23 protein-coding genes are annotated in these 25,531 nt (G+C 64.4%); 9 read left to right on the forward strand and 14 right to left on the reverse strand.

The window, feature by feature from the left end; translation table 11 throughout:
• Positions 1-49: 49 nt before the first annotated feature.
• The 3 genes from D0D15_RS20920 to D0D15_RS20930 all read right to left on the reverse strand — a co-directional run bounded on the left by D0D15_RS20920 (position 50) and on the right by D0D15_RS20930 (position 3,472).
• The gene (locus D0D15_RS20920) at positions 50-748 is read right to left on the reverse strand and encodes a tyrosine-type recombinase/integrase (protein ID WP_115944677.1); all 699 of its coding nucleotides are present in this window, start codon (positions 746-748) and stop codon (positions 50-52) included.
• Positions 749-1,248: 500 nt separating this feature from the next.
• Positions 1,249-2,910 carry a trypsin-like serine protease gene (locus D0D15_RS37995; RefSeq protein ID WP_158224432.1) on the reverse strand — a complete coding sequence of 554 codons (1,662 nt, stop codon included), beginning with the start codon at positions 2,908-2,910 and terminating at the stop codon, positions 1,249-1,251.
• Positions 2,911-2,977: 67 nt separating this feature from the next.
• On the reverse strand, positions 2,978-3,472 hold the full coding sequence (locus D0D15_RS20930) for a hypothetical protein (RefSeq protein ID WP_094005806.1): 495 nt from the start codon (positions 3,470-3,472) through the stop codon (positions 2,978-2,980).
• A gap of 382 nt (positions 3,473-3,854) precedes the next feature.
• Here D0D15_RS20930 and D0D15_RS37120 point away from each other — a divergent pair, with 382 nt between their 5' ends.
• From D0D15_RS37120 to D0D15_RS20950, 4 genes are all read left to right on the forward strand, one after another.
• The gene (locus D0D15_RS37120) at positions 3,855-4,091 is read left to right on the forward strand and encodes an ALF repeat-containing protein (RefSeq protein WP_158224433.1); all 237 of its coding nucleotides are present in this window, start codon (positions 3,855-3,857) and stop codon (positions 4,089-4,091) included.
• A 41-nt stretch (positions 4,092-4,132) separates the two neighbouring features.
• Positions 4,133-7,834 carry a polymorphic toxin-type HINT domain-containing protein gene (locus D0D15_RS20940; protein WP_233157290.1) on the forward strand — a complete coding sequence of 1,234 codons (3,702 nt, stop codon included), beginning with the start codon at positions 4,133-4,135 and terminating at the stop codon, positions 7,832-7,834.
• 12 nt (positions 7,835-7,846) lie between these two features.
• The gene (locus tag D0D15_RS20945) at positions 7,847-8,266 is read left to right on the forward strand and encodes a hypothetical protein (RefSeq protein ID WP_143266197.1); all 420 of its coding nucleotides are present in this window, start codon (positions 7,847-7,849) and stop codon (positions 8,264-8,266) included.
• An 876-nt stretch (positions 8,267-9,142) separates the two neighbouring features.
• Positions 9,143-10,687, forward strand: coding sequence for a DUF5677 domain-containing protein (locus tag D0D15_RS20950; RefSeq protein ID WP_198958243.1), 1,545 nt, complete (start codon positions 9,143-9,145; stop codon positions 10,685-10,687).
• A gap of 32 nt (positions 10,688-10,719) precedes the next feature.
• On the opposite strand, the gene D0D15_RS20955 is transcribed toward D0D15_RS20950, so the two are convergent.
• Entirely contained in the window at positions 10,720-10,908 is a 189-nt protein-coding gene (locus D0D15_RS20955; protein ID WP_094005811.1) for a hypothetical protein, read from the reverse strand.
• A gap of 586 nt (positions 10,909-11,494) precedes the next feature.
• Here D0D15_RS20955 and D0D15_RS20960 point away from each other — a divergent pair.
• Positions 11,495-12,733 carry a restriction endonuclease gene (locus D0D15_RS20960; RefSeq protein ID WP_158224434.1) on the forward strand — a complete coding sequence of 413 codons (1,239 nt, stop codon included), beginning with the start codon at positions 11,495-11,497 and terminating at the stop codon, positions 12,731-12,733.
• Positions 12,734-12,850: 117 nt separating this feature from the next.
• On the opposite strand, the gene D0D15_RS20965 is transcribed toward D0D15_RS20960, so the two are convergent.
• Positions 12,851-14,005, reverse strand: coding sequence for an NsdA family TPR-like regulatory protein (locus D0D15_RS20965; RefSeq protein WP_094005813.1), 1,155 nt, complete (start codon positions 14,003-14,005; stop codon positions 12,851-12,853).
• 576 nt (positions 14,006-14,581) lie between these two features.
• Between D0D15_RS20965 and D0D15_RS20975 the strand changes: the two genes are divergently transcribed.
• Positions 14,582-14,965, forward strand: a complete 384-nt coding sequence (locus D0D15_RS20975) for a GntR family transcriptional regulator (RefSeq protein WP_094005814.1) — start codon at positions 14,582-14,584, stop codon at positions 14,963-14,965.
• Between the two features lie 34 nt (positions 14,966-14,999).
• On the opposite strand, the gene D0D15_RS20980 is transcribed toward D0D15_RS20975, so the two are convergent.
• Genes D0D15_RS20980 through D0D15_RS21000 form a run of 5 tightly spaced genes read right to left on the reverse strand, consistent with a single transcriptional unit; the run spans position 15,000 to position 18,814 of the window.
• Positions 15,000-17,099 (reverse strand): cell division protein FtsK, encoded by a 2,100-nt coding sequence (locus D0D15_RS20980; RefSeq protein WP_094005815.1) that lies wholly within the window; start codon positions 17,097-17,099, stop codon positions 15,000-15,002.
• On the reverse strand, positions 17,096-17,887 hold the full coding sequence (locus tag D0D15_RS20985; protein WP_094005816.1) for a hypothetical protein: 792 nt from the start codon (positions 17,885-17,887) through the stop codon (positions 17,096-17,098). Before D0D15_RS20985 ends, D0D15_RS20980 begins: the two co-directional genes overlap by 4 nt.
• Positions 17,884-18,213 carry a hypothetical protein gene (locus D0D15_RS20990; RefSeq protein ID WP_094005817.1) on the reverse strand — a complete coding sequence of 110 codons (330 nt, stop codon included), beginning with the start codon at positions 18,211-18,213 and terminating at the stop codon, positions 17,884-17,886. Before D0D15_RS20990 ends, D0D15_RS20985 begins: the two co-directional genes overlap by 4 nt.
• The gene (locus D0D15_RS20995) at positions 18,210-18,551 is read right to left on the reverse strand and encodes a WhiB family transcriptional regulator (protein WP_094005818.1); all 342 of its coding nucleotides are present in this window, start codon (positions 18,549-18,551) and stop codon (positions 18,210-18,212) included. The genes D0D15_RS20990 and D0D15_RS20995 overlap by 4 nt, the downstream gene beginning before the upstream one ends.
• Positions 18,548-18,814: a helix-turn-helix domain-containing protein gene (locus D0D15_RS21000; RefSeq protein ID WP_244214976.1), complete on the reverse strand. Its 267-nt coding sequence runs from the start codon at positions 18,812-18,814 to the stop codon at positions 18,548-18,550. Before D0D15_RS21000 ends, D0D15_RS20995 begins: the two co-directional genes overlap by 4 nt.
• A 167-nt stretch (positions 18,815-18,981) precedes the next feature.
• Here D0D15_RS21000 and D0D15_RS21005 point away from each other — a divergent pair, with 167 nt between their 5' ends.
• Positions 18,982-19,368 carry a helix-turn-helix domain-containing protein gene (locus D0D15_RS21005; RefSeq protein WP_094005820.1) on the forward strand — a complete coding sequence of 129 codons (387 nt, stop codon included), beginning with the start codon at positions 18,982-18,984 and terminating at the stop codon, positions 19,366-19,368.
• A 126-nt stretch (positions 19,369-19,494) separates the two neighbouring features.
• Entirely contained in the window at positions 19,495-20,610 is a 1,116-nt protein-coding gene (locus D0D15_RS21010) for an NsdA family TPR-like regulatory protein (protein ID WP_094005821.1), read from the forward strand.
• On the opposite strand, the gene D0D15_RS21015 is transcribed toward D0D15_RS21010, so the two are convergent.
• Entirely contained in the window at positions 20,611-21,159 is a 549-nt protein-coding gene (locus D0D15_RS21015; protein WP_094005822.1) for an NUDIX domain-containing protein, read from the reverse strand.
• Between the two features lie 214 nt (positions 21,160-21,373).
• Between D0D15_RS21015 and D0D15_RS21020 the strand changes: the two genes are divergently transcribed.
• Positions 21,374-22,423: a competence protein CoiA family protein gene (locus tag D0D15_RS21020; protein WP_143266199.1), complete on the forward strand. Its 1,050-nt coding sequence runs from the start codon at positions 21,374-21,376 to the stop codon at positions 22,421-22,423.
• Between the two features lie 378 nt (positions 22,424-22,801).
• On the opposite strand, the gene D0D15_RS37855 is transcribed toward D0D15_RS21020, so the two are convergent.
• From D0D15_RS37855 to D0D15_RS36010, 3 genes are read right to left on the reverse strand one after another with little or no spacing between them, the layout of a single operon-like run.
• A complete protein-coding gene (locus tag D0D15_RS37855; RefSeq protein ID WP_094005824.1) occupies positions 22,802-23,422 on the reverse strand; it encodes a helix-turn-helix domain-containing protein in 621 nt (206 codons plus the stop codon).
• A gap of 59 nt (positions 23,423-23,481) precedes the next feature.
• On the reverse strand, positions 23,482-24,648 hold the full coding sequence (locus D0D15_RS21030; RefSeq protein ID WP_158224436.1) for a DUF262 domain-containing protein: 1,167 nt from the start codon (positions 24,646-24,648) through the stop codon (positions 23,482-23,484).
• Between the two features lie 2 nt (positions 24,649-24,650).
• Entirely contained in the window at positions 24,651-25,328 is a 678-nt protein-coding gene (locus tag D0D15_RS36010; protein ID WP_143266200.1) for a hypothetical protein, read from the reverse strand.
• Positions 25,329-25,531 lie beyond the last annotated feature (203 nt).

Raw genomic sequence — 25,531 nt, forward strand, 5'->3', positions numbered from 1 at the left:
CGCGCCCGATGGACGATGCGCTGGAAACCCGTACTCAACGCCTTCGCCATCACCTTCGGTGACCGCTGGCCGGCCGCCGAAACCTACTAACCGAACCGCCAGAAACACCGATCACGGGATAGACCCCTGTCTGGCGCGGGCGCTGGGCGATCTGGGCCGGGTTCGTGCTGATCCACTCCCAGCGGACGGCGGCGTTGAGGACGCCGCTGATGATCGAGTGGATCTGGCGGACGCTGGAGTTGGCCATGCCGCTGCACTTGTGCGGCGTGCACTTGGCGACCTTGCAGTCATGGTCACCCTCGAGCTTGTGCTCGATGTAGGGGCGGCCGTCGCAGCGGACGCGGCATCGGCGGAGTTCGGCGTAGAAGGTTTCGAGGGCGCGGGCCGTGATTTTGTTGACCGCGATCTCGCCGAGGGCGGGGTTGATCGTGCGGTTGATGTAGCCCACGTACCCGTGCCGGGTGGTGGCCTCGATGTCCGCGGTCTTGAGCCACTCGTCGATCGCGTAGGACAGCGTGACCGAGGAGTCGGGGCGGCGCTGGCGGTCGACCTGAGCCTGCAAGCGCGTCATGACCTTCTGCGCGTGGCGGTGTGCGGCCTTGTCGGTGCCCTTGACCGTCTCGGTGAGGTAGCTCTGCCGCCCGGTCACCGGGTCGATGCCGGCGTAGACGCGGACCTGAAGGGACTTGCCGCGCTGGCGGATGTTGCCGCGCTTGCGGTTGTCGCCCTTGGTTGTCGGCTCGCTCATGAACGCAAGCGTGGGTCGGAGTCGCGGAACGCGTCAATGGACAGAGTCATGGACAAGACGCAGCAAGATGATCAAGCAACGAGACATAACGCCTGGTCAGGACCGGTGGGCCGGGCGGGGCTCGAACCCGCGGCCAAGGGATTATGAGGCATCCGTCCGGTGAGGCACAGGGCGACTACCTGCGGCGATGCTTGCTGCAAGTACTGCGATGGGTGCGGCTCAGGCGTCGTTGCACTGTGCTTCGCACCCAAACTCGCACCCCCAGCATCTGGCCGGTGCTCTGCGGCAGGTGGTTCGTAGCTAGCGAATCTGCGGTGGTGCTCCTGGGCGTGTCATGTCCAGTCGCTGAGCGGGCTGGTGACCGTTTCCGCCCCTGTCCTCGCGCCGGTGTCGAGGCGGGCGCCAGTGGGCCGGAGGCTGCTCTTCACGTTGCTCCTCGGTGGCTCCCGAGAAGTGGCGGGTGCCCCGGTAGCCCGGCGGACCCGCCACTGGCTCGAACGCTAGGTGTAGATGACCTGCGTTGTGTTGTTGCTGGCGTTCCAGGTGATGTAGCCGTGCTGGAAGTCGCTGCGGCGACCGCCGGCGATGCCGTATTCGTCGCTGGCGGGGTAGCCGAGCCGGCTGGTTTCCCAGCCGAGGCTGGCCCAGGTGTCGCGGATGGTGCCAACGACAGCGTGGGCCCCGGTGCTTGGAGACCAGTAGATGGAGGTGTTGTTGGTGAAGTGGTTGTAGCGGCCGATGGTGTCTGGAGTGGTCGACTCGTCGGTGGTGGGGTAGCCCGGGCCGGTTTCCCATCCCAGGGCGGCCCATCTGTCCCGGATCGCGCCCTGGATCGAGTGAGCGCCGGTTGCGGGGGTCCAGTAGATGGAGGCGCCGTCGGCAAGGCTGAAGTGGTTGTAGTGCCCGACGCCGTCCGGGGTGATGCTCTCGTCTGTAACTGGATAACCCAATCGCGGCCCGGCACCTATTGCCAGCCACTTGTCCCGGATCAAGCCTTGGATTTCGTGGGCGCCGGTGGTGGAGGTCCAGTAGATGGAGGCGCCGTCGGGGTGGCTGAAGTCGTTGTAGCGCGCGCCGTCGGAGGTGCCGAGTTCGCCGGTGGTCGGGTAGCCGAGCTTTGTTTCCCAGCCCATCGTTGCCCACTTGTCGCGTATGGCGCCTTGGATCTCGTGGGCACCGGTGGCCGGTGACCAGTAGATGGAGGCACCTGAGGGCAGGTTGAAGTGGTTGTAGCGGCCAATCCCGTCGGGTGTGGTGTTCTCGTCGGTGGTGGGGAAGCCGAGCGCGGCCGGCCCGCCGAGGGCGCGGTAGTGCTCGAGGATCGGACCTTGGATGTAGTGGGCGCCGGTGGCGGGCGAGTAGTAGATCGATCCGTGCTCGTAGTCCTGCCCCGTGCCGTCGGCTACGGCGTACTCGGCGCCGGAGGGGTTGCCGAGGAACGATGCGGTTCCGCCGAGTTCGAGGTAGCGGGCCAGGATCGCGCTGCTCATCTGCGCTGTGAGCGAGTCGCGCAGGTCGTCGACGCGGGTTTCGGTGGCGCTGGTGCGGGTTTCGGTTTCGCCGAGGCAGCCGCCCTGCCAGGACGCATGGTTGAGCGCCAGCAGCTCGGATTGGCCGCTGTTCTGGCGGAAGGCGGGACCGCCGGCGTCGCCCTTGCAGGTGGTGGGGCCGGTGGAACTGCTCACGGTAAGGGTGGTCGCTGTTGTGGCGTCGACGGTCACGGCGGCGGAATGGGGTTGGTTGGGTACCCATTCGGTGGCGGTGCGGCCGTAGCCGGCGACCTGGATGGTGTCCCCGCCCTGCGGCGCAGTCCCGGAGATGGCGGCGGTGGTGACGTCGGTGACGGGGGAGGCGAGCCGAGCCATTACGACGGGGCGGCCGGTCTGTGGCACCACGGATGTGATGGCGATGGTGTGGCCGTCGGTGCCGGCAAGGTCGCTACGGCCGATGATGGCGGTGGTGTCCAGGGAGGGGGCACCGGTTCCGGTCGTGTCCGGGAAGCACGTGCTGGATGTGAGGATCCACTGCGGGTCCACGAGGACGCCGCTACATGCCCCGGCGGAGTTGGTCAGCTTGACGACGAACGGAGAGGTTGTGGCCGCGCCGGTGACAGCACTGGCTGCGGGCGCGGACAGCGCGGCGATCGCGGTTACCGCAATCACCGCGGGGCGGAGGTGTCTTCGGGATAGCACGGGCATCGAGGTGTCTCCAAGGTCAGGCCGGGCACGGTCAGGACGAGGCGCGGAGTTCAAGCAGGGTGGCCGGGTCGGTCCCGGCGCCTTCCCCGATCCCGGTCCAGCTGTTCTTGGCAATCGGGACGGTGCTGCTTTGCCCGTTGATGGTGATGTCGGCCTGGACTGTGTGGTTGTCGCCGCGGATCTGGTAGGCGTAGGGCACGTTCATGCGCAGGTAGCCACTGGCGCCGGTGACCTTGAAGCAGTAGTGGCCAGGATCGCTGCTGTGGTCAGCGGAGTTGTAGGCGTGCACCTGCAGCAGCCCGGTCTGACTCGTGCAGTCGACGAGCACGATGTGCCCGTCGCCGCTGATCAGCGTGAGAGCCCGGTCTTGCAGGATCTTGGCCGCGCCTGGATAGGAGAAGTCTTCGACGATGGACGGCGGAGGATCGTCACCATCGGCGGTTTGCCCGGCCGACGAAACGCCAAAGAAGGACAAAGCAGGAATTCCGACAGCGGCGATGGCAATAAACCGCGCACGAAAGCGCATGAGTTCCCCTAAATGCAGAACGGGAGAATGATGAGGCGTCCGGCCCCCCCCGAAGCGGACGCAGTGCGTCGCACTTAATCAGGTCTCCCTTGCATGGTCAAGGGTTTACCGACGTGGAGGTGCGGCGTTCGGAGTAGTCATAACAGTGATCGTGATCACACCCAAATGCTCGCTTCTGGCACTCATGTGCTGCTGCTAAGTTTTCGGTTCTGATTGGGGGAGGATCTGGCTTCGGTAGCCCAGAAAGGGCTGTTTGCCTTCACGTCCGGGTGAGCCTTTGTGTCCTCTTTCGGCATGCAATCCGTGGCGCGTGGGAGGTCTGGGCGGGATGAGATCCAGAAGGTGGAGCGCGGGCAGATCGAGACTCGCGATCGCGGTCACGATGGCCGTCACGATGATCGTGACGGGTTTGACCGTGCCTGCTGGAGCGGTGGCCGACACGCCGGCACCGAGCGAGCGAGCGCAGGTTGTCGCGCTGTGGCAGAGCGGTGGTCCGGCGATGAAGGAAGCCGCGGCGGCGGCCCTCACCGGTTCGGACGAAGAGGTTCATACCTTCCTGGCGACCGGGCAAGCGGTTGGGCCGAGCATGACGACCGGATCAAGGTCAGTCAGCTACTGACGTTCGGCGGTCCCGGCCTACGGCGGGCGGCGCAGGCGGCGTTGGACGGCACGGCAGCCGACGTGCGTCGGTTCCTGGAGTCGGGCTGGCAGCAGCCCTGGATCGACGACAACCGGGTACAGGTCAGCCGCTACATCACCACTGGCGGACCACACGTCCAGGAAGCGGGCCAGAAGGCGCTCGACGGCACACCCGCGGACGTGCAGGCGTTCCTGGACGCAGGACGGCAACAGGCGCAGAACGACGACGACCGCATCAGGGTCACCCAGTTGCTGACCACTGGCGGCCCAGAGGTGCAGGCGGCCGCGCAGCGGGCGCTGGACGGGACGATCGAGGACATCCAAGCCTTCCTCGACACCGGGTATGCCTTGGCCGCGGAACGCGATCAGGAAGTCGCCACCGTCGCGCATCTGGCCGATCTGGCCCGCGACGCCGGGGCGAGGGCGGCAGAGCAGACCAAACAGGCCCAGGACGCTGCTGACCGGGCTATCGCTGCGGCGCAGCGGGCCAGGGAAGCCGCGGAGCGTGCCGCGGCGGAAACGCTGGCGGCGAAGGACTCTTCTGTTCAGGCCGCGGGTGCTGCTGCCCGGGCTGCGGATGCTGCACATGGTGCTGCGGAAGCGTCGAAGACCGCGATCACTGCCGCGTCCGAGGCCAATCGGGCGGCGAGGGTTGCCGCCAACGCCGCTGCGCAGGCGGCCACTGCGGCGTCCTTGGCGGAGCAAGCGTGTTCTCGAGCCTATTCCGCTGCCTCCGCCGCCGCGGCGGACGGTGCCCACGCTTCCGAGGCGCGGCAAGCGGCTGTCGATGCGCGCAACGTCGCCGCCGGCGCGCGAGCGGCCGCCGACGCAGCCAACGCCGCAGGACAAGCAGCAGACGCCTCTGGCCGTGCCGCGGGAGCGGCACGCAGCGCGAGCGACAACGCGAATGCAGCCGCCACGGCTGCGACGGACGCTGCTGGGTACGCCCGCGCCGCTGGCGCCGATGCCACCAAGGCCGAACACGCCGCCGCGACTGCGCGAGCCGCCGCCACGCGTGCCAATCGCGCTGCGAGCGCCGCCGAAAACCTCGCCACACAAGCCGGTATCGCTGCGCGGGAAGCGCGGGACGCTGCTAACGCGGCTGCCGGCCACGCCGATGCCGCGGCGGCGGCTGCCGATGCGGCTGCGGCCGCAGCCGACGAAGCGCAGAAGGACGCCGAAGCGGCGGCCAACTACGCGGCGCAGGCCAGAGCCTCCGCCGATGTAGCGAGCACGGCGGCCAACCAGGCTGCGAACGTCGAGGCTGTGTCGCGTCAAGCCGACGCTGACCGTCTGCAGGCCGAGGAAGACCAAGCCGTCGCAGACGCCGAACAGGCCAAGGCGGACGAGGATGCGCGCAAGGCTGCGGCAGAATGGGAAGCTGGCGAAGCAGCCAAACGCGACGCCGAAACCCAGCGACTGCTCGACGAGGCCGCACAGCCGGGCACCGACCCGGCCGTTGCGATCACCGACATCCGCAAAGCCGCTGTCAACCTGCTGGACACCGGGGGCCCGTGGACGAAGTCCGCGGCGGCGGCTGCGCTGTCCGGGGACGAACCCGCGCTCTGGCAGTTCCTGCGATCCGGCCTGGCCGTCGCCACCGAGCAGGACGACCGCACCAGCGTCATCACACTAGCCGACACCTCGGACAACGATCGGTTCAAACAGGCTGCGCTGGACGCGTTCGCCGGCCCCTACGACGATGTCAAGGAATTCCTGCGGACCAGGGCCTATCCGGGTAAGGCCGATGACGACCGCCTCGCCGTCCAGCTGATCCTCAACAATGGTGGCCCAGCTACTAGGGAGGCGGCGAACGCGGCGCTGGACGGAACGGCGGACGACCTCGCGGAATTCTTGCGGACGGGGCAGTACATCGCGGCCGAACACGACAACCGGATCGCCGTCACTCAGGCCCTCTCCACCGGCGGACCCGAAGTCCAGGCGGCAGCCCAGGCAGCGTTGTCCGGCCCGGCCTCCTACCTTGAGAACTTCCTGCAGACCGAGCAGTACAAGGCGCAACAACGCGACATCGACACCGCGATACACAACGCAGACGTCCACCGCTACGTCACCGAAGCTGCCAGCATCGCCGCGACCGCACGCGCCAACGCCGCCTTGGCCACCGAGGCCGCTGCCCGCGCACGAAACGCTGCCGATGAAGCGACGCAGGCCGCCACCGAAGCGCGGAACCAGGCCGATCAGGCGCAGATCTACGCCGAACAGGCACGGCAATCCGCCGATCAGGCGCAGCAATCGGCGAACCAGGCCGCAGAATCGGCACGGCAGGCCCGTACCGCTGCGGATAACGCACAGCAGTCCGCAAAAGCAGCGGCGAGCTCGGCCACGAAGGCGCGGTCAGCCGCATCTCGGGCGAGAACCGCCGCGACAACTGCTCAGGACTATGCTCGACAGGCACGAGCAGCGGCCATTGCAGCCGGTGATGATGCCGCAGCTGCGGCCGCCGCTGCAGCGGATGCAGAGCACATCGCCGCAGAGAAGGCTCGTCAAGAAGAGGCACAGAGGCGTGGGGCCGAGGGCGACCACGCCGGCACACCCAGTGCCGAAGACGATGCGGCACTCCGCGCAGCCGGCGGACAAGATCTGGTCGATCAGTATCACCACGCGCTCGACCTTGCCAACAAGAGCCTGATCGACTGGATCATTGAGAACGGCGGGCAGATCCTGGTCGATCTGTTCATCGGAGGCATCCGGTCCTGCGTCAACGATCCCAATCTTGCGAACTGCCTTATGGGCGCCATCGACATAGCCTCGCTCGGTTTGGCGTTCACCAAGGCTTTCGAGGTCGGGCGTGCTTTATGGCGGGTGCTGACCGGTCTCGAGCACTTCCTGGAAGAAGTCCACAGTGCCCAGCAGTTAATTAAACGCGCCAGAGACCTCATCCTGGGTACCGGTGCTTCCTGTGCCAACAGCTTCGCCCCCGAAACCCCCGTGCTACTCGGGGATGGATCGCGAAAAAGAATCGACCAGGTTGAGATCGGAGATTCAGTTCGGGCCGCCGACCCAGTGTCTGGGAACTTGGAAAACCATGTTGTCACCAACGTTATCACCGGTGAAGGGTTGAAAGACCTGGCTTCGGTCTCGGTTTCGTCTGCCGACGGCGGTGCAGTTGGTGTTCTAGAAGCGACCGGGAATCATCCCCTTTGGGTCGAAAACTCGCGCACTTGGACGGAGATTTCCGCGCTTCGAAAGGGTGACGTCCTAAACGATGCTGCCGGGCAACATCCGGTGGTGGTAAGCGTTGCTAGTCGCCAAGCGGTTTCCAAGGTCTATAATTTGACAGTCGAGGACCTGCACAGCTACTTCGTTTTCGCCGGCCCCGTTTCAGTCCTAGTCCACAACGCGAATTGTATACGATTCGTTGTTGATGCAAAGGGCGTAATTCGGGACCTTGAAGGTCCGGAAGCGCAAATCCTGCTCAACAAAGCTGTCGGTGACGGATTCCGCGATGATGTTGCGGCCTTTCTGCGTGAGCGAGGACGGACCGTGATGACGGACGCAGAAAATCGGGCTGCGTTAACGTTCAAAACACCCTATGGTGATCGCGTTTTCGACCTGGGCGTTTGGGACAGTGAAGGCAAGCTACTCGGGTATGTCGAAGCTAAGACTGGCGGCTCTGTGTATAGTGCTGAGCAGCAGGCGAAAGACGCGTGGCTTCGTGAGCAGTATGGTTTCAACATCGACGTGGTCAGGTACGTACCATGACCGGAGGGCGGCATGGCTTATCAAGTAAGGCTGTACTGTGATTTTGGTGAAAGTGACGCGGCAGGAGGACTCGACGCCCTAGTGGCAGCGGCGCTTGAGCAGGGGTGTGACCTTCAGTTGAGTGAGCGTGAGTCCGGCGGCTCTTGGGTGTCGGCTGTGCTCGATCGGGTTGGTGAGACCGTCGGTGGTAGCGGTTGCCACATCGAGATCCACGCGCAGTCACCCTTGGTGACGGCGATGATTGCTGACGTCGCTGATACAGAACCGACGGGCCGAATCAAGTCGGCTAACGCTGTCGTGACTTTGACCCTGACTGGCTCCAAGGTGGACTGGTCAGCGGTTCGAATCGTTTGGAGCGCCGCCAAGTCGCTTTGGACCCTAGTCGCTTACGATGATGGCTCGGGCTTCGACATCGACTTGGATGAGCTGTAATTCACCTGATACGAAGGTCTTGTCGCTCAGGGTGGGTAACAAATACCTCCCTGAGTGTGTACCGAGCAAATCAATGTCCGGCGCGCCGGAACATGCGATATCGGTCATAGGAGCAGGTCGGGCTGGACCTGCCCCTTGTCCCGTGGTGGTGTACACCGATCGTTCCCGGGGAGGGCATTCATGATGGTGCCCTCGGGTTAGAGGAAGCGTGGGCGGCCTCGGCGGAGCTCAAAGCTAAAATTGTGGACTTGTGTCGGGCGGTGATCGTACGTCTTCTCAGGTTGTGGCCGAATTCGATCTTGGGTTAGGGGTGCGCCGGTGGATCACGCAGGGCCGAGGCCGCACCCCGCAGGACCGGTATGAGCGGGTCGCGGGGTCAAAGCATGCGGAGCTGGAAGCACTGCGGCGGCAGAACGCTCAGCTGCGGTGGATTCCGATATTCTGACCTACGCTCCTAAAACCGTTTGGCGAGCCGACGACATGCCCTTTATGACGTGCTTCGTCCCGAACAGCTGAGGCTGTCGGTGCTGATCAACCGGCTGCTGTGGTCCCGCAGCTACGATAGGTGCCAGCGATGCTCGGCGCGCCCAGTGTGCCGGATGGCGGGCTCAGAGTCGCCGCTGCGCTCCTCCGGGCAGCAGCATGTTGCGGTGCCGCGGCCGGCGGCGTGCACCGTCCTCGGGACGGTGCACGCCGCCGGCCGCGGCGGGTCATCGTGCGGAGCGGTGTCCCGGAGCCCGACAAGGAGCGCTGGCCGCCACTGCCTTGTACGCAGTAAAAGGCTATTGTGTGTCGGTGAGAATTCCTCCACCCACCGAGAAGTCCGGTCCTCTTGAAGGACACGTCCGAAAGGGTCGGACCTACAGGTCGCCGCTCATGGCCACCGGCGTGTTTCACACCGCAGACTGGGTCCGGGAGGACCTGCCGGATTTGCTCTGGCCGGCGTTGACGTTGGCTCATCTCGGGACCACCGGAGGTGTTCGCTTCGTACGGTGGCAGAAGGACGTGCAGGAAGATCTTTCCGGGCTCGCCGGGAAGCAGTTCGTGGCGGACTGTCTGGACGGCAGGCTGACGAGCCTCGACCGACTTGTCAGCCGGGTGCCACAGGCGAAGGCGGTCGTGAAGGCCCGGGCTGAGGAACGTGGGCTCCTGCCGGAGCCGGTGGTCAATGCCCTGTCGTCGTACCCACGGTGTCCCGCCGAATGGCTCACGAGCCGCAAGGTCGCTCCTCCCGGCACAAACGAAGTTGATCTTCTCACGCGTGCCGTTTTCGAAGCGCTGACCGACGGGCATCGCGAAGCTGTGATCAAATGCCTGTTCATCTGGAGCGCGGTGCAAACAGGGATTTTCTCCGCCGATGACAGGACGATCGACTTACTGAAGCCGTACCCCAACGACCCTGATACGAGGGCGATGGCAGACTCGGTGGTGCGGGCGGCCTGGGGCGCGCGTAAAGGGGCGCTCCTGCACGAGAACGAAAGCCACTACGCGGACGCGATCGAGTGGGCCAAGATGTTCTGGAAAACGAACTCGATCACGACGCGCTGCTTGCGAGCTCAGGAACCCGCGTCCGGCGGAGCAGAGCCGAACGAGGACTTGCCGACCGATGAAGCACGCGATGTTGATGCAGCAGCGCCAGGAACGCTGCCCGACAGCGGGGCCTACCTCCGCAGGCTAGCCATGGACCTGTTCGCCAGCTACGTAGAGGCACTCGAAGCCTCACCGGCTCGCCTTTACGATCGCGAGCAACAGGAGGTTCACTCCGGGCTCGTCGCGCGTGTTGGGCGCGACGTCATCACCGCTCTCGGAGCTCCGGACCTGTGGTGTATGGAACACGGTGCCCACATTGTCCGAGGCCTCGTCGAGGTGCGCATCTACCTCCAGTGGATGGCCGAGCAAGATGTGGCGATTTACCACACGTTCCAGGACTATGGCGCAGGCAAGGCCAAATTATACCGGCGGATCTTGGATGAGACACCGGCTGAGGCGAGAGGACCTGGATTCGAAGAGGCCGCGAAGGAGCTGGACCGGCTAAGCCACAACGACAAGACCCTTGATCATCGCGTAGTGGACACAAGAGATTCCTTCGTTCCGGGTAAATCCATCCGTACGATGGCGGAGGAGTGTGGCCTGATAGACCTCTACCGCCAGGCCTACTCCATCGCCAGTGGGGTTTCGCACTCCGAGTGGTGGTCTGTAGAGACCCATGCAATGGAGCGTTGTCGCAACGTGCTTCACGGCGGCCATGTTATACCGAGTTTCTCCCTCAACCCCGGGGGCAACGTCGAGTTTGCGAGATCCTGGGTGGATCAGCTCCACGCGCTGATGCGCCTGAGCTTGGATACTCTCGGTGTGGACGAAAAGGCGGTTGAGGACGCGTTTGCCTGGCTGAACGGCGAGGGAGAAGACGCTACGGCCTAGTATTCTTCCTTTCAGTGACGAAAGCGGTAGCGTTACAGTATCAGCGCCCCGTTCGATGCATTCATGATCAGCGCGATCAACAACCAACTCCCGATGTTGCCGCTGTATTCCCAGCGTTTGGCCGAGCGACTCCTGCGACTCAGCAACTCAATGTTGAGTCGCTTGTTATCGTAGATGAACCGCTCGCCGAACGTCTCCCTCGCCTCATGATCGTCGACCACGGAGTCAGCGTCCCTGAACGGGTAGTTAACCCTAAAACGTTTGGCATGCAAAATGCGCCGGCCTCTGGCGGTTGTTAGGCTGCCGGGTGATAAACTGTGCCCTCTGTGGGATCCTGGTCAGCCTGCGCGTGTGGCCGGCAGGCCGGCCCGTCAGGAATAATCGGCTAAGCGAAGCGTTTTGGAGGGGTTTGTGTCGGAGTTTGAGCTCGAGGTCAACTCCGAGGACGCGGAGGTGGGTCAGATATGCTCGATGTATTGGCTCACAAACGAGGACGGGTCGTTTGCGTACACTGTTAAGGCTGTGGGCGAGCGCTTTGGCATGCCTGCTTCAAGGGTTAGCAAATTTGTGGCCGATTCTTGTGTTGCCCGTTCCGCGAGTCGTTGTTGCAGTGAGTGCGGTCAGGGATTCACGTATCGATCTCGCGCCGAGTGGACTTCCGGTGTTCGCTTCTGGTCTGGTCGCTGTGGGGCATGCGTCGAGAGGGAGAAGCGTGTTCAAGAAGAAGAACGCGAGCGAATCGATGCTGTCAAGAGAGCTGCGGTCAACAGTAAATTCGCCGTAGAAGAGGATGGTTTGGCGCCGCGAGTGGACAGCCTTGACTTGCCTGCGGCGTTCGCTTTGGCGGCGCTCTTTGAAGACGCTGAGGAGATATCTGCCGGAATCTCTATTCCTACCGTCGATCGCGTCGATCGGCTTACCCCGACACCAGACTACGACTTCAAGCTACTAGAGTTACTGGTTGATCAGCGACTTGTACAAGTTCACCCGTGTTCGCCGCTTGATTCCTTCGTCTGGAATAAGGACGGAACTCTCAGCGATTCCTACTATCCAGCGCTCGCTTCCTACTATATGTCAGGAAGTGGGAGCCTTGGAAATCGAGTGAAGCAATACCTTGCAAACCTGTCGCCGTTGCTGTCGCGCGAGAGCTGGCCGGATCATTGGGTCGAGCAGTTCTCTAGTTTCTGGTTTGACCTGGCTGTATCGGAATGCAAGGCGTATTTGGTATACATGCTACAGCGTCATGGGCTCAATTTCACGCCGGGTCGGAAGACGGATGACGTCCTCCGGCATGCCCTGCGGTGGTACTCGATCGGACAGGTTTACTATTTCATTTGGAGAGCAGCGAGGGATAGTGCTGCTTACAAAATGAGGGACGGAGTTCCGGCAAAGCAGGCGGCAAATAGTGCAATAACGCGAATATCAGCCGATGTGGAACGTGCCTATGCTCAGGGGTGGGATGTGAGTGTATACCGTCGGGATTCTCGATTGCCGCTGTCGACGCTCTCTCATATCTTATTTTCGCGTGCGTTGAAGCTTGAGGATCCTATGGCCTACTCTCCTATAGATCTTCCGATGCGGCGAGTGGGTCTCGAACTTGCTTGGAAGAAGATCAATGCGGATACTTTTGAACGCCTCATCTTTCAGTTGTTGACTGAGGCTGAGGGTTACGAGAACGTCGATTGGCTCATGCACACGAATGCCCCTGATCACGGTCGCGATGTGAGTGCGATCCGTCTTCGGCGTGATCCGTTAAGCGGCCACACCGCGCAAAGGGTTGCTATACAGTGCAAGCACTGGCTCGGTCGGCCTGTTCGTGCAGTGGACGTCAATCAAAGTATTGTGAGTCTAAGCCACTGGCAAAATCCACCCTTCGATGTTCTTGTCATAGCGACTAGTGGCCGGTTTACGTCGGATGCTGTGGCGTGGGTTGAGCGCCACAATTCTAGTGGCATGCGGCCGATCATTGAAATATGGAATGACGCCCGTCTGGAGGTTCTACTGAACGAGCGTCCGCATCTTATTGCAGGTTACGAGTTGCGGTAGCTTCGTCCGCGAGCGGATCAATTTCGTTGCGATATTGTGTGGCGTCCTCGCGCTGCTTTGCGATGCGGGGGCTGTTGCCGAGGTGGACTTGTGGGCTCACTTCTATGTTTGTTGTGGTTAGAGGGTTGCAGGGGTGTGGTGTGGAGCATGGGGTAGTTGGACCTTGCGGATTCTGCGGACTTGGCGTCGTGAGCCGACGCTCTCCGCCATGGCAGCGGCTGTTTCGAGGTGTTGAGCAGCCTCCTCGCGTTCCTCCTGCTTCAGCAGAGCGATGACGAGGTCGACGCGGAGGCTGGCTTCGGCTCGGGTGAACGCGGGATCCAGCCCGTCGAGCGCCGAGGTGAGAACCGCGACCGCTTCGGGTTCCCCCATCTGCGCGAGAGCGTGACCGCGCCATCGGGTGAGGTGGATTTCGTTGAGGGCGAGGTACGGTTCCGCGGGTTCGTTGTCGCTTGGCGGCAGGAGTGTCGCGGCTTGGTCGAACGCTCGAAGGGCCCGGGAGCGATCGGAACCGTGAGCCAAGGCTTCCCCATGTGCGGCTGCGAGCCAGGCACGGAGGTGGCGGCTTGCGCTGTGCTCGGCTGTGCGTCGCGCAGCGGTGAGGGCTTCGACGGCAGCCTCGGTCTCGCCGATGTCCAGCAGTGCGAAGGCTTGCTCGGCTGATGCGTGTGCGAGCCGCTGGGGATCGTTCGACTCCAGGGCTGCGGTTTTGGCCTGTTCGTAGTGTCGCCAGGCCTGGTCGGGGTTCCCGGCGTCGAGTGTCTGCCAGCCGAGGAGGGTGCAGAGCTCGGCCAGTAGGCCGGCGAGTTGCTGTCGTGTGCGTGGTGACAGGCTGTGGGTGAGCAGCCGAGCGACCTGGCCGACCTTGATACTCACCTCGTCGCGGACCACGATTACGCCGAGCTGGCGGTCGAGCCGGCGGATTTCGTCGAGCTGCCGTTTGAGAATGGCGATCACCTGGGGGTCGACCCGGCTGGACGATCGGAGGCGATGCCGAAGTTCGTCTTCGGTGCCTGCGTGGGGAAGCTGAGTCTCGTCGGGTGGTGACAGCAGCTGTTCGATGGGGAGGTCGAAGATCCGTTCGAGCAGCCGGGCGGTCGCCGGCCGGGGGAGGCCGATCGGCGATCCATCGCTTTTGCGACCGCTGATCAGCCGCTTGAGGTTGCGCTCGCTGAGGGTGCCGCTCTCGCCCGTTCGCCTCGCGAACCGGCTCGCGTAGTCGAGGAACTCCGTCAGCGTCTCGCCGCGTTCTCGGATCTTCCGTTCGAGCACCGTCCGAGCCGGTTCTCGATTGGCTCTCATCCCGTCCTCCCTGCTGCGCCTTGGCGCGATATGGCCCGCTAGTGGCCTCCTGATGGCACCTCGCCGCCGATCAGCTGATGGCAAGCTGATATCGAGTTTGACACAGCTGTTTCTCCTGATCGAGCCGATACCGAGTCGACGAATCAATCAGCTCAAAGGGAGTTGTTGGAGGGGAGGTGGACATGCCCACTGAGTTGCTCTTGGCGAGGCCGGTCGCGGGTTCGGTGGGAGAACGCGAGCGGGTGGCGCACTTGATTCCGATGCCGCAGGAACCAGGGAGTCCTGCCTACTTGCGTGCCTGCTGTGGAGCACGTTTCGGGCCGGGCGAGCTGGAGTTGCTGGATCAGATCGCCGGCATGCCATGCGAGGAGTGCCTGGTGCAGGCTCCAGGAGCCGAGAGCCCGGGGTTGGACCAGCTCGGCCCGGGGATCTTGGCGAGGCTGGCGGCGATCGAGTCGCGACTGGAGTCATTCTCCACTCAGCTCGCTTCCGTCCTCGAGCTGGTTGCCGGACCGGATCGCAAGGCTGACCACGAGGGCAACCGAGATGGTTGAGCTCCAGCCGTTCGACCCAGCAGCTTGTCCGCCCGGGTACCTGTATCAGCAGTTGGCGGACTACGTCGCCCGGTTGATCGAGGCCGGGCGGCTCCCGCCGGAGGCTCCGCTGCCCTCGGAGCGGCGGTTCGCTCAGATGTGCGGCGTGTCGCTGGGCACCGCCCGGCATGCCACCGAGCTGCTTCGCGAGCGTGGTCTGGTCGTGACCGTCCCGTCGAAGGGGACGTTCGTGACAGGTTCTCGGGGCGAGGCTGTTCTCCGCGAGGGTCGGCAGGATTCTGTTCGTGGTGACGAGGTTGGGCAGGTGCCGTCACAGCCGTCACATGGACAGTTCGAGCAGGTCAATGGAGGTGGCAACCCGTCACGAGCGGTGTGACGCCGTGACGGGTTGCCGGGACGGGTGAGACGGGTCAGGTGTTCTCGTTCCACGACTCGATTGCCGCGCGGATCGCGCGAGTGGTGTAGCCGCGGACCTGCCGGACGGTCCCGCTGTCATCCGTGACCCGTCCTCGTTCCGGCCGGCACCCGAGCTCGCCCATCTGGCGCCCGAACGCAGTCGGTTCCACGTCCAGTGCCTCGACCAGTTCGGCCGTCGGGACGAAGTCGCGCTCGTCCAGATCGCGACCGAGGTACTCGACGACGGCGGCGAGGGGCTCGGGCAACTCGGCTTGCGGCCGGGGCTGCGCGCCTCCGATCGCGCGGGCTACGCCCGCGTGGTCGAGGACCGGGACCGCGTCCTGTCCCGCAGCGTGACCCGTCAACGTGCCGGCCTGTTCACGCAGCGTCCTGCCCCGGCGGCAGATGGCCTGCCAGTCCTCGTTCGGCATGTAGTAGGTGCGAACGGTCATGGCCAGGGTGTCTCCAGAGGACTGCGTTTCGCCGTCGGGTCGCAGGATCCCGACACCTTTGTGCGAGGGGAGCAGCCTGCTGCTGTCGTAGCCTCGGGTGTTCATTTGTTCGCCGAGCACGATGTTGCTGTCCCGCCAGTCCATGACCCGCAGGGCGAAGCGAGAGCCGAGGACGGCACGCAGCCCGGATGGGATAGTTTTCGAGTCCGGCCGCTGGGTGGCCAGGACCAGCACGATGCCCGCGGCAGGTCCCTTCTTCGCCAGCCACGTCAACAGTTCGCCGACGTACTCGCCGGCGGTGAGCTTCTTGCCCTGCACGTCAACCGGGGTGCGATCCTCCAGCGGGACCTGAACCTCGTCGATGAAGATCGCGGTGACCGGCATGTCGAGCGCGGGGTCGCGGGAGATCGCCGGGGTGATCTTGGATTCGGGGCAGATCTCGTCGTCGAGCTGCCGCATCCGCCGGTACCGACCCTGAACCTCGCCGACCAGCTCGACCAGCCAGTCCTTGAGCGCGAGGACGTGCTCGGGCTCGTCGCCGGACATGAACCGGTGGGCAACCTGGGCGGATGCGTCCCAGTCCTTGCCGGCTTTGAAGTCCGCGATGTACAAGCGCGTCCACGGATCGAGGATCAGACCGGCGGCGGCGAGGCGGGCGGCGAACGTCTTGCCCTGGCGAGGAATGGCTCCGACCAGCAGCGAGGTCCACACCAGTGGCAGGTCGATCCGCCGGTTGCGGGCGTCGCGTCCGAACGGGACTGGCTGCCAGGCGTCCCACCGCTCCACTTGCAGCAGCGGTGTGCGCAGAGGAGGGGCGGCGTAGGGGTCCCCGTCGGCGACCCACAGTGCCACCCGGCCCGCGTGCCCACCGTTGCCGCGGACACGTTCGACGATCAGCTGGACCTCGTCCACTGCCAGCGCCGACGCGAGCGCCTCTCGATTCTTGATCACGTCGGCAGCCTTGCGAGTGGCGGGAAGGTCGACCGTGACGGCCCAGCCGTCGCCGACCCGGGTGGCCCGCTCGACCAGACGCAGCATCTCGTCCTTGCCGATCAGCTTGGCGTCGCGGAAGGCGTCGACCAGAACCTGCGGATCCATCGTCCAGGTCAGGGTCCGCGGACCGGCAAGCGCTGGTTTGCGACCAGGGCTGCCCTCCGTCCTCCGGCCGAGGACCGCGAGCCCCACAGAGCCGGCAGCCATCGTGAGCCAGAGCGGACGCGGACCCCAGATCAGCATGACCGCCAAGCCGGCCAGCATCGCGGTGGCGATCACCGCCCCGGTCACGCGCCAGCGGAAGAGAGTCAGCGCGCGGATCTCGATGAACTTGTCCGCCAGCTTCTCCTGGTGCTCAGCGGCTTCCCGGTACTCGCGCACCGTGACCCACCGCCGCCACCACCGCAGGCCAGCGATGGAACCTCGAACGACGGCGCCCACGTAGCGCCAAGGGGACTTCAGCAGGGCGACGATCAGATCTTTCAGCGCTTGACGGGCCTGCGCCTTGGACTTGAGTGTCGCGGGGACCCGTGGCGAGATCAGCCACCAGCGCCTGAGCCGATGCCACCGTGAACGCGGCCGCGGTTGGGGCAGCGTGTCGTCGACCAGTTCGGCGTCGTACACGGGCTCGGCCTTCTCGACCGCTTGTGAACGCTGCTGATCGTTCATGGCCGCACCTCACGAGCCAGAGCGTTGGCGAGCCGGGGCGACAGGCCGCGCGAACAGCCCGTCACCTCCCGGATCCATGCCGGACTGATCGTCACGTCGGGTGTCCACGCTGCTTGGGCCTGCTCGAGATAGTCGTCAAAGGACTTCCGGTGCGTGCTCGAAGTCCGTTTCGGACGCGGCGCGGAGGACGGCTTGTGAACGGTGCGGGGGCGCCGCTCGCTTGCCTCCGTGAACGCCACTGACGCGGCTTCAGTGAGCTTGTCGCGTAGGTCGGTGACTGCTTCGGCGGCGGCGAACACCACCAGCGGTGGCACCGAATGCAGGACCACCGCGGACACCGATCCTGCCGCGTACGACGACCAGGTGTTCATGACGTAGGTCGCGGCGAGCGTGAGCCACTTCGCGCACCGGACCCAGCGGCCGGTCCGGACCTGATATCGCGAGGTGACCTGCTCGGCGCGCAGGATTGCCAGCAGCACCAGGGACACGGTGGGGTCGAGCAGCCAGGCGATCAGCCACGGCGTGGACCACGGGGCCGACCCGGCGGCCGCGAAGTGCTGAACGTTGGCCATCGTGAACGCGAGGCCCAGCGCGATGCCTGTCCAGCACAGCCGGTCGACCTGCTTGCGGACCCGCTCGACCTGCAGAGCGATGACGTCCGGGTGCGTCTGATAGGCACGAACCTCCGCCGCCTCCGCTGCGTCTCGGGCGAGGCGCTGGGCACGGGTGAGGTCGGCGGGTGGCCGCCGCGGGGCGGCCACCCGGTTCTGACGGGCCGTCTGGTTCATCGCCGATCACCTCGCGAGCGCCTGGTGCCGAGGTCGGTGACGGTCAACGCGCGAGTGAGGACGTAGGCGGCGATGAGGTCCGGCAGCGCCAGCGCGACCAGCCGCAGCGTGGTGTCGGTGGAGTGCGTGAACACCAGCCACTGGATGCCGCCCAGGCCGGCGGTCATCAACAACACTCGACCGGCCAGTGACACAACCCGGGCGCCGTCCCGTGCCCGTTCGGCGGCCTTGCGGGCGCGGCGCGCGCCGGAGCGCCAGACCATCAGGAGGAGCAGAATGCCACCTGCACCGACGACCATCTGGGAAGTCGTGAGGTCGACGTTCATCGGGCGCCTCCCTGCGGGTGCTGACGTCGCCACTGCCAGAAGCGGTGCACCTTTCGGCGGTCGGTGTCGGCAAGACCGCCCCAAACGCCGACGGTGTGCTCGCCGGCGACACGGAGTTCCAGTTCGAGGCACGAGTTCACGACCGGGCAGCCCGCGCACGACCAGGCCGCGAGTTCGCGGTCGGGCTCGGTCTCGCCGGACAGATCCGGCATCTCGTCGCGGTCGAACACCCAGAAGCACAGGCCCTCGTGGGTCACGATGTCGGCGAGAACCTCGTCTGGAACGGGGGCGAAGCGGTCCAGGCGCTTGGCGATGGCGGCGTAGTCGTCGGGGGTCATGACGCACCCCCGGTCAGCCGCTCGATGGCGCGAGCCGTGCGCCGCTCGGCGGCCATCCGGGCCACATCGACACAACCTCCGGTCTCGGCGGCCTCGGCGATCAGCTTGTCCAGGGCCGCGGCCGGCACGACGTAACGGCTCCGGACCCGGACAGCGGGGAACGCGTCGTCCCGGATGGCGCGATAGAGGGTGGCCGCGTCGACCCGGAGGATCCGGGCCGCTTCTTTGACGGTGTAGAAGGCGGGGCGGCCTTCATTGGGCATAGAGGTACACATGGAGGATTCCTTCAAGTGATTTCGGCGGAAATATGGGCTGATATCAGCTCGTAGTGGCGTGTGGTGGATCCGAATTGGCGACGCAATGTGCTACTTGCGCCGCGTAAAGCGATCAGGCGCTAACCTCGGCTCCGAGGCGGAGCACGGAGGAATAGGTGACGGAGAATTGGGTGGCGGTCTCGAAGGCCATCAACGAGCGCGTGACCGAGCTCGGGTGGAAACAGCGAGAACTCGCCGAGCGGTCTCACGTCTCCCAGGCCATCGTGCGGGAGATCCAGCACCACACCGTCGAGCGGAAGCGCAGCGCCCGCACCCTCGAAGCGCTGTCCCTCGCGCTCGGGTGGCATCCCGGTCACCTCAACGCGATCCTGCGCGGGCGCAAGCCACTCGCCCCTGGTGAGACCGGCGACGAGCCGCTCGACCAGATCATCAGCCGGCTCGGAACGATCGAAGACCGGCTGGACACGATCAGCGAGCAGCTCGCCTCGCTCACCGCGAACGTCGCCGCACTGATGCGCGATCGTCGTGATCGGGGCGCCTGAGGTGTTTTCCATGCCTCAAGGAAACGGCAGCGGAAGCTATTCGCGCAGGTGGCTGCGGTTAACGCGGACGCCATTAACTCGAATTAACCTTGCAGGTCAGCGCGGTTATCCGGAGCGATTTGACTGATGCCGGCGACAAAGCTTCAGGCGGTTCGCAAGAGCCTCGGATACAAGGCGGCCGACGTCATCCGGCGGATGCGTCAACGCGCCGATCAGCTCGGCATGCCGATCATGTCCGAGGGCAGCCTGAAGACGAAGTTGTCGGAGTGGGAGAACGGGCACTCGGCCGTCAGCGAGCCGTACCAGCGCCTGTTCCGGGACGTCTACGGCCGGACCAACGAGGAGCTGGGCTTCCCACCCGAGGCCGACGACGGGGAAGCGCTCGAGCTGCGAGCCCGGCTGGCGGCCGCGCGCAGTGTCGATGCGGAGACCATCGAGCGGTTCCGCCGGCAGGTCGACGACGCCCGGCACGTCGACCGCCAGTACGGCGGGGTCGTGCTCCTCGACCAGCTACGCAGCCACATCAAGCAGCTCGAGCGGCTCCTCGGCTACAGCACCGTCCGAGGCCACCGTGAGGCACTCTCGAGGGTCCTCACCGAGGCCTCGACCCTGGCCGGCTGGGTCGCCCTCGACCGCAACGCCATCGTCCAGGCCTGGGACCACTACGAACGAGCCAAAGCCGCCGCCCGCGAAGCGGGCGACCAGGCAGCGCTCGCACACGCGACAGCGGAGCAGGCGTTCGTGCTGATCGATCTCGGCGAGACCGTGCAGGCTGCCGAGCAGCTCGAACACGCCCGTGCGCTGGGAGATGGCGTGGTCCCGCCGCTGCTGCAGGCCTGGCTGTCCGCCGCGCACGGCGAGGGCTTGGCGGTCGTCGGCCGGCGCGACGAAGCGCTGGCCGCCTTCGACGCCGCCGACGTCCTGTTGCCGAGCGACCCCGTCGACGCCGCCCTGCCGTTCCTGTTCCTCGGCGGATCACACCTCGACCGCTGGCGAGGCAACGCGCTCGCGCGCCTCGGAGATCCTGACGCCATCGACCACTTGACTCAAGCGCTTCCGCGACTCCCGGCGACGTTTGTCCGGGCGAAGGTGGGGATGCTCGTGGACCTCGCTTTCGCCCACGCCGCGGCGCAGGACCGCGACGGCGCGCTCCGCTACGCCCGCGAAGCGCGCCGCCTCGGGCAGCAGATCAAGTCCGACCGGCACCTGCGCCGGCTGCAGGGGCTGATCCTCCCCGGCTGATCAGCCCCGGCGCAAGGCCATGTAGTAGAGCAGCGAGACCAGAGTCCCGGAGCCCAGCAGCTGCTGCCGCTGTGCCAGCTCGGTGACCCGCGAGAGCGGCACCCACTCGATGCGGCCGACCTCCTCGGTGTCGGTCGGGTCGCCGACGTGCCGCGCCTCTCGCCACAGGTAGACGTCGATCGGCGCGGTCACCTGCCCGGGCAGGGGCTCGAAGCTGATCAGGTGCTCCGGCTCGCCGACCGGCTCCCAGCCGCTCTCCTCGGCCGCCTCCCGCGCCGCGGTGATCGCTGCGTCCTCACCGTCGTCGACCATGCCGCCGAGCAGTTCGTAGCCCCACTGCTCGGTGGCGAAGCGGTAGCGCCAGAGCATCAGCGCCTCGTCCCGGTCGTTCACGATCAGCGCGATCGCGATCCGGGCCAGGTGGACGACGTGGTAGTCCCAGCGCTCCCCATTCGGCGCCCGGACATCCGTCAACCCGACCTTGACCCACTTGTTGTCGTAGACCAGCCGCTCACCAAACGTCTCCCACGACCCACGTTCCTCAGCCACGGGTGGCAGCCTACGGTGCCGGGCTTGCCGGGCGAGTGGACGTGAGCGGTGACTCTCCGGTGCCGGCGTCGGTAGGCGAGTGGTGCTTCGTTCCCCAACTTGGAGCAGTTCGATGTTCTGCGACTACAGCTTCAGTTCGTGTTCGACGTACCGGCGGGTGACTTCCGCGTATCTGTCGGTCTTGTCTCGTACCCTGATCCTCAGGGAGGTCTCGATGTCGACTTTCGTGCTGTTCACCCACGAAAATCGCCTGCTCGATCTGGCCAAGCTCAACGAGCGGGATTACACCCTCATCAGTTCTATGCACGGCCAGATCAGCCGAGGTGACCGAGTGCTGCTGTGCCAGCAGGCGTCAGGGGACGGTGAAGGCGCTGAGATGTTCGTGAAGCGGCGCAACGACCGATACTTTGCTGCCCACTTTCCCGGCAGCCGGTGCGCCGAAGTCCATGCAATCGAGCGTGAGTCGGACGAACATCGGCGGCAGAAGGACTACTGGCAACGGGCCGCGGAGGACGCCGGCTATCGGGTTTCCCAGGAGTACCGAACTGGAGCTGGCACGGTTCTCGACGTCGCGATCGAAGGCCCCCGTCTGACTGGCGTTGAAGTGCAACACTCAGCGTTACCCACTCGTCAGGCCAAAGCGCGAACAACGCGATCGTTTCGAGCGGGATGGCTGCCAGTGTGGTTCCTCGACTCCGACCACACCCCACCGTGGTTCCACAAGGTGCCGACACTCGGCTGCAACGAGATGCCCTGGAGCTCGATGCCGCCCCGCCGGTCCGCCACCGCGCTCGGTGCCAGCAAGTTCGTCGCGGAGGTCTGCAACTTGCACAACTTCGGTGGTGTCTGTCCGGCCGGCACTCCAAGACGCCCGAAGCGACCGTGCGGGAGCTACCATCCGAAGCGGCAGCCGTGGTTCGGCCTCACCGTCGACGATGTGGCTGAGCTGCTTCCCGCGGAGAAGATCGTCCCGCTTCGCGTTGGCCGTGGTGACGTGCACTTGGTCGATCTTGAGGCGCGAGCGCTATATCAGGAGCTTACGGGCGAGAGCGGTGATTACAGTCCTGCCAGCTCACAAGGCCGGGGAAAGCCCGCGTTGACGAGTACGTATTGCGCGAACCCGGTCCATGACCAGGTTCTGCCCGAGGGGCCGTTGTGCTTCAAGTGTGGTCGAAATGCCGTCGGCAGCGGAGGCGTGCTGTGCACGGGGTGCCTCACCCAGCTGCAGAATCGACCGGCGAGTAGCTACTACGACCTGGCGTGATCTTGAGTTTAACGCTTCCTGCGGCGCCGGTGACGAGGACGCACGTACTCAGCTTGCCAGGAGCTTGTTGCGGTGCTGCCAGGCCAGCTCGATGCCGACACGCGAGATCGGCGACAGCGGTTCCGACTTCAGCCACTCGCGCGACTCGGTGCTGAACGGGATGCCGACAGTGGGCTGGGCCCGCACCAGTGCTGGCGGCGGCGCCTTCCTCGTTGACTTCGACCATGCCGGCGTAGAGCCGGTCGAACACGAACTCGTGCGCCGCGGCCTCGCAGACTTCCAGCACGTCGAAACCCGAGGCGGCCCTTGTCGCCGGTCCAGTCGACCTCGGCGAGTCGGTAGCTAACGCGGTTGTCCAGCAGCTTCGGCCGGGCGAGGTCACGCACGGCGCGGGCGTACAGCCGGAAGCGGCCGCCGTCCGCGGCCAGCGGGCGGACGCCCTCGGTCTGCTCGCTTCCGCCGGTGATGGCGGGCTTGAGCAGGGCCTCTGCGAGCCAGTACACCTCTATGTCGGACAGCTCGACCGGCTCGGAGGGCAGCCAGCCCGGCTGGGTCAGGACGGTCGTGCCGGGGATGCGGTGGGCCTGCGGGTACAGCTCCGGACGCGAGGTCGCCGAGCCGGGCGCGGTTAGCGTTCAGCTCACGCTGCACGAGCTTCCAATGCTCCTGGCTCTCTTGCGGGGCGTCGGCCTCGCTGACCCGCCCCGGCTTGGGGATTGGCGTCCGCGAGTGGTCCGGCAGGTGGCCGAGCCGTTCCGGCGGGATGTGCAGCTTGGTCGCGATCGAGCGCAACTCGGCGAGGCCGGGCACGAGCTTGCCCTTCTCGACCTTCGACACCCAGGGCTGCGTGGTGTTAAGCAGGGCGGCGGCTTCCTGCTGACTGAGGTTGCGGTGCTGCCGGTACCAGCGGATCACCGCGCCGACGTCGGAGCCATCTGGGGGAGCGGCAACTGCCTGCGCCACGTGTAGGCACCTTTCGGTACCTGCGGGATCGTTCATCGTGGCACGCCTCCTGGCTCCGACTCAGCGTGGATTGAGACCTGATCGAAGGTTCGTCATCACTCGTCTTCGTCCTCCTGATCGTCCGGAGCTGCCTCCATCAGATCCTCCGAACTTGGAAGCTTTGCCAGGTGTGGATTGCGCCGTGCCCTTTTTGGCTTCTCGAAAGTGGGCACCTCCTCTCCCCACACGTACTGACGAAGTGCGTATGAACGAAGGCGTCGGCTGCCCAGGTCGCTGGAGTTGCGCACGCCGCGTGCATACATGATAAACGCCGGATCTTCTTCTGCATCTTCGAGGGTTTCGAGCGAAAGGGTGCGGCTCACTCCATCGGACAACTGGATGAGGCGCTTACGGGTGCTTCCAATGTATTTCCGGTTCAGCGGCAACCGCTCATTGATTCTCCAAAGTTCCGCAAAGAGGGTGTAGAAGTCAACTTTGCGTCCCCATCGGGTGGTGTTCGGCCACTCAAGGAGCACGAGAACCTGTGCAATCACCTTGTCGAATATTTGGCGTGCATGTTCATAGTCTGGAAATTCTGACTCGTAGGTTGCGTAGAAGTAGTCGAGGCGCGTCTTCTTGTTCTGCAACCCGTAAAGGCCGGCTATGACGATCTCGCTGATGTACTCGATGTCAAGCATGCGTCGCACGTCATTGCTTGTGAAAAGTCCCGACTTGATCCAAAAAGGATCTTGTGCAAATTCCTCCATTGCTGAGATAAAGCCGCCCCAGTAGGTTGAATGGCGCAACTCCTGCTTATTGAGGGCAAAGTTGTTCCGATTCAACCTGCCAAATATCTCGCGAACCTCGGTTTCCGAGAGGTGTGGTAGTGACCGAATTACGAACTTGTAGCGGAAGATGCGCGCTCGAACTTCGTCGTCCAGGTCGTCGAAATATAGTCCTTCCAACTCGGGTGTGGCGTCCCCTAGCGGATACTGTCCATCGATGAATTCCATGCAGGCACGTATTCGCTGCTGCCCGTCAACGATTGTATGAATTTCGTCACCCTCTGCGGAAATGCTGGTTTGAAGGTAAATTTCAGGTACTGGGAACCCGTGGATTATTGAGTCGATTAAGAATGCTTTCTGTTGCACCTGCCAAACCGGATTTCTCTGGTACGGAGGGCTCATGTCAAGTTCGTCAGCTTGCAGTCTCTTCCAGAACCATGCAACACTATACTGAGTCGCATCGAGGAAACGCGCGTTTGGCGGAGTCGTGGTTGTCACTGTCATCCTTTGCTTTCGTTGTCGGGCTCGGGGTCTGTCATAAGAGGTGCGCCGTCGTCAAGATTGTGATCAGCTCCAGCACTTTCTGCGAGGAGTCTCTTTCTCAGTTTTTCAACGTTGTGTACATGGTACGACCGGAGATCGCTTAGATCGCGGTATATCCGGGCTTTGACCTCGTGCTGCTCATTGGGAAGGCGACGTTCGGCGGCAAGTAGAGCTGCGCGCCACTGCTCGCCGAAAGGGAGGTTGGGGAGGATCCAATCTGTTGCGATGGTACCATCGAACACCAAGTAATTTCGGTGTTGTTGACGTATCTGTCGTTCTCTTCGAGTGGGAATCTGGCCACTTGTTCTTCCTATCTCTCGTAGAGTTTTCCATGCTAATTCGAAGTGGTGCGAGCTAATGACGGCGACATCGACATCCGACGTTTCCTTGAACCTGCTGAAGAGTGGTTTATTTGGGTTAAGTGTCGCGCCGGTGCATGCGCTACCCACTACCACTATCGCGTACGGGTCGACATCGAGCCCTGCGGCCAGTTCGGACTTCCACTCGACGTAGGAAGCGCGGTCAGGCCATAGCCACGGAACGCGATCCAGCAGCATGTGGCTAGTGAAGCGATGGGCGTCGTAGGTCAGAAGAGCGTCCCGCAGCTCTTCGTCTACCTCGGCTGGCTCAACCACGACAATGATCGTGCCAGAGCGTGCGGTCCCAGCGAAGCAGGATGCTGTGGGTCGCTGTGTGTACGGAATCGGTTGCACGCGGAGCAGGCTCATGCCGGATCCCGCTGGCAGCGTGCCGCGAACTCCCCAGAGCGAGCGGTCGCGCGCGGGAAACGCCAGGTCGGCACGGGTCTAATGGCCCCTGTAAAATCAGACTTGCTCGT

Origin of the sequence: Amycolatopsis thermalba (genome assembly GCF_003385215.1) — a bacterium.
Lineage (GTDB): Bacteria > Actinomycetota > Actinomycetes > Mycobacteriales > Pseudonocardiaceae > Amycolatopsis_E > Amycolatopsis_E thermalba.

Coding starts and splice junctions, on each gene's coding strand:
- D0D15_RS20920 (WP_115944677.1), bottom strand. CDS start 748: ATGAGCGAGCCGACAACCAAGGGCGACAACCGCAAGCGCGGCAACATC.
- D0D15_RS20930 (WP_094005806.1), bottom strand. CDS start 3,472: ATGCGCTTTCGTGCGCGGTTTATTGCCATCGCCGCTGTCGGAATTCCT.
- D0D15_RS37120 (WP_158224433.1), top strand. CDS start 3,855: ATGGCCGTCACGATGATCGTGACGGGTTTGACCGTGCCTGCTGGAGCG.
- D0D15_RS20945 (WP_143266197.1), top strand. CDS start 7,847: ATGGCTTATCAAGTAAGGCTGTACTGTGATTTTGGTGAAAGTGACGCG.
- D0D15_RS20950 (WP_198958243.1), top strand. CDS start 9,143: ATGGCCACCGGCGTGTTTCACACCGCAGACTGGGTCCGGGAGGACCTG.
- D0D15_RS20975 (WP_094005814.1), top strand. CDS start 14,582: ATGGTTGAGCTCCAGCCGTTCGACCCAGCAGCTTGTCCGCCCGGGTAC.
- D0D15_RS20980 (WP_094005815.1), bottom strand. CDS start 17,099: ATGAACGATCAGCAGCGTTCACAAGCGGTCGAGAAGGCCGAGCCCGTG.
- D0D15_RS20985 (WP_094005816.1), bottom strand. CDS start 17,887: ATGAACCAGACGGCCCGTCAGAACCGGGTGGCCGCCCCGCGGCGGCCA.
- D0D15_RS20990 (WP_094005817.1), bottom strand. CDS start 18,213: ATGAACGTCGACCTCACGACTTCCCAGATGGTCGTCGGTGCAGGTGGC.
- D0D15_RS20995 (WP_094005818.1), bottom strand. CDS start 18,551: ATGACCCCCGACGACTACGCCGCCATCGCCAAGCGCCTGGACCGCTTC.
- D0D15_RS21000 (WP_244214976.1), bottom strand. CDS start 18,814: ATGCCCAATGAAGGCCGCCCCGCCTTCTACACCGTCAAAGAAGCGGCC.
- D0D15_RS21010 (WP_094005821.1), top strand. CDS start 19,495: ATGCCGGCGACAAAGCTTCAGGCGGTTCGCAAGAGCCTCGGATACAAG.
- D0D15_RS21020 (WP_143266199.1), top strand. CDS start 21,374: ATGTCGACTTTCGTGCTGTTCACCCACGAAAATCGCCTGCTCGATCTG.
- D0D15_RS37855 (WP_094005824.1), bottom strand. CDS start 23,422: ATGAACGATCCCGCAGGTACCGAAAGGTGCCTACACGTGGCGCAGGCA.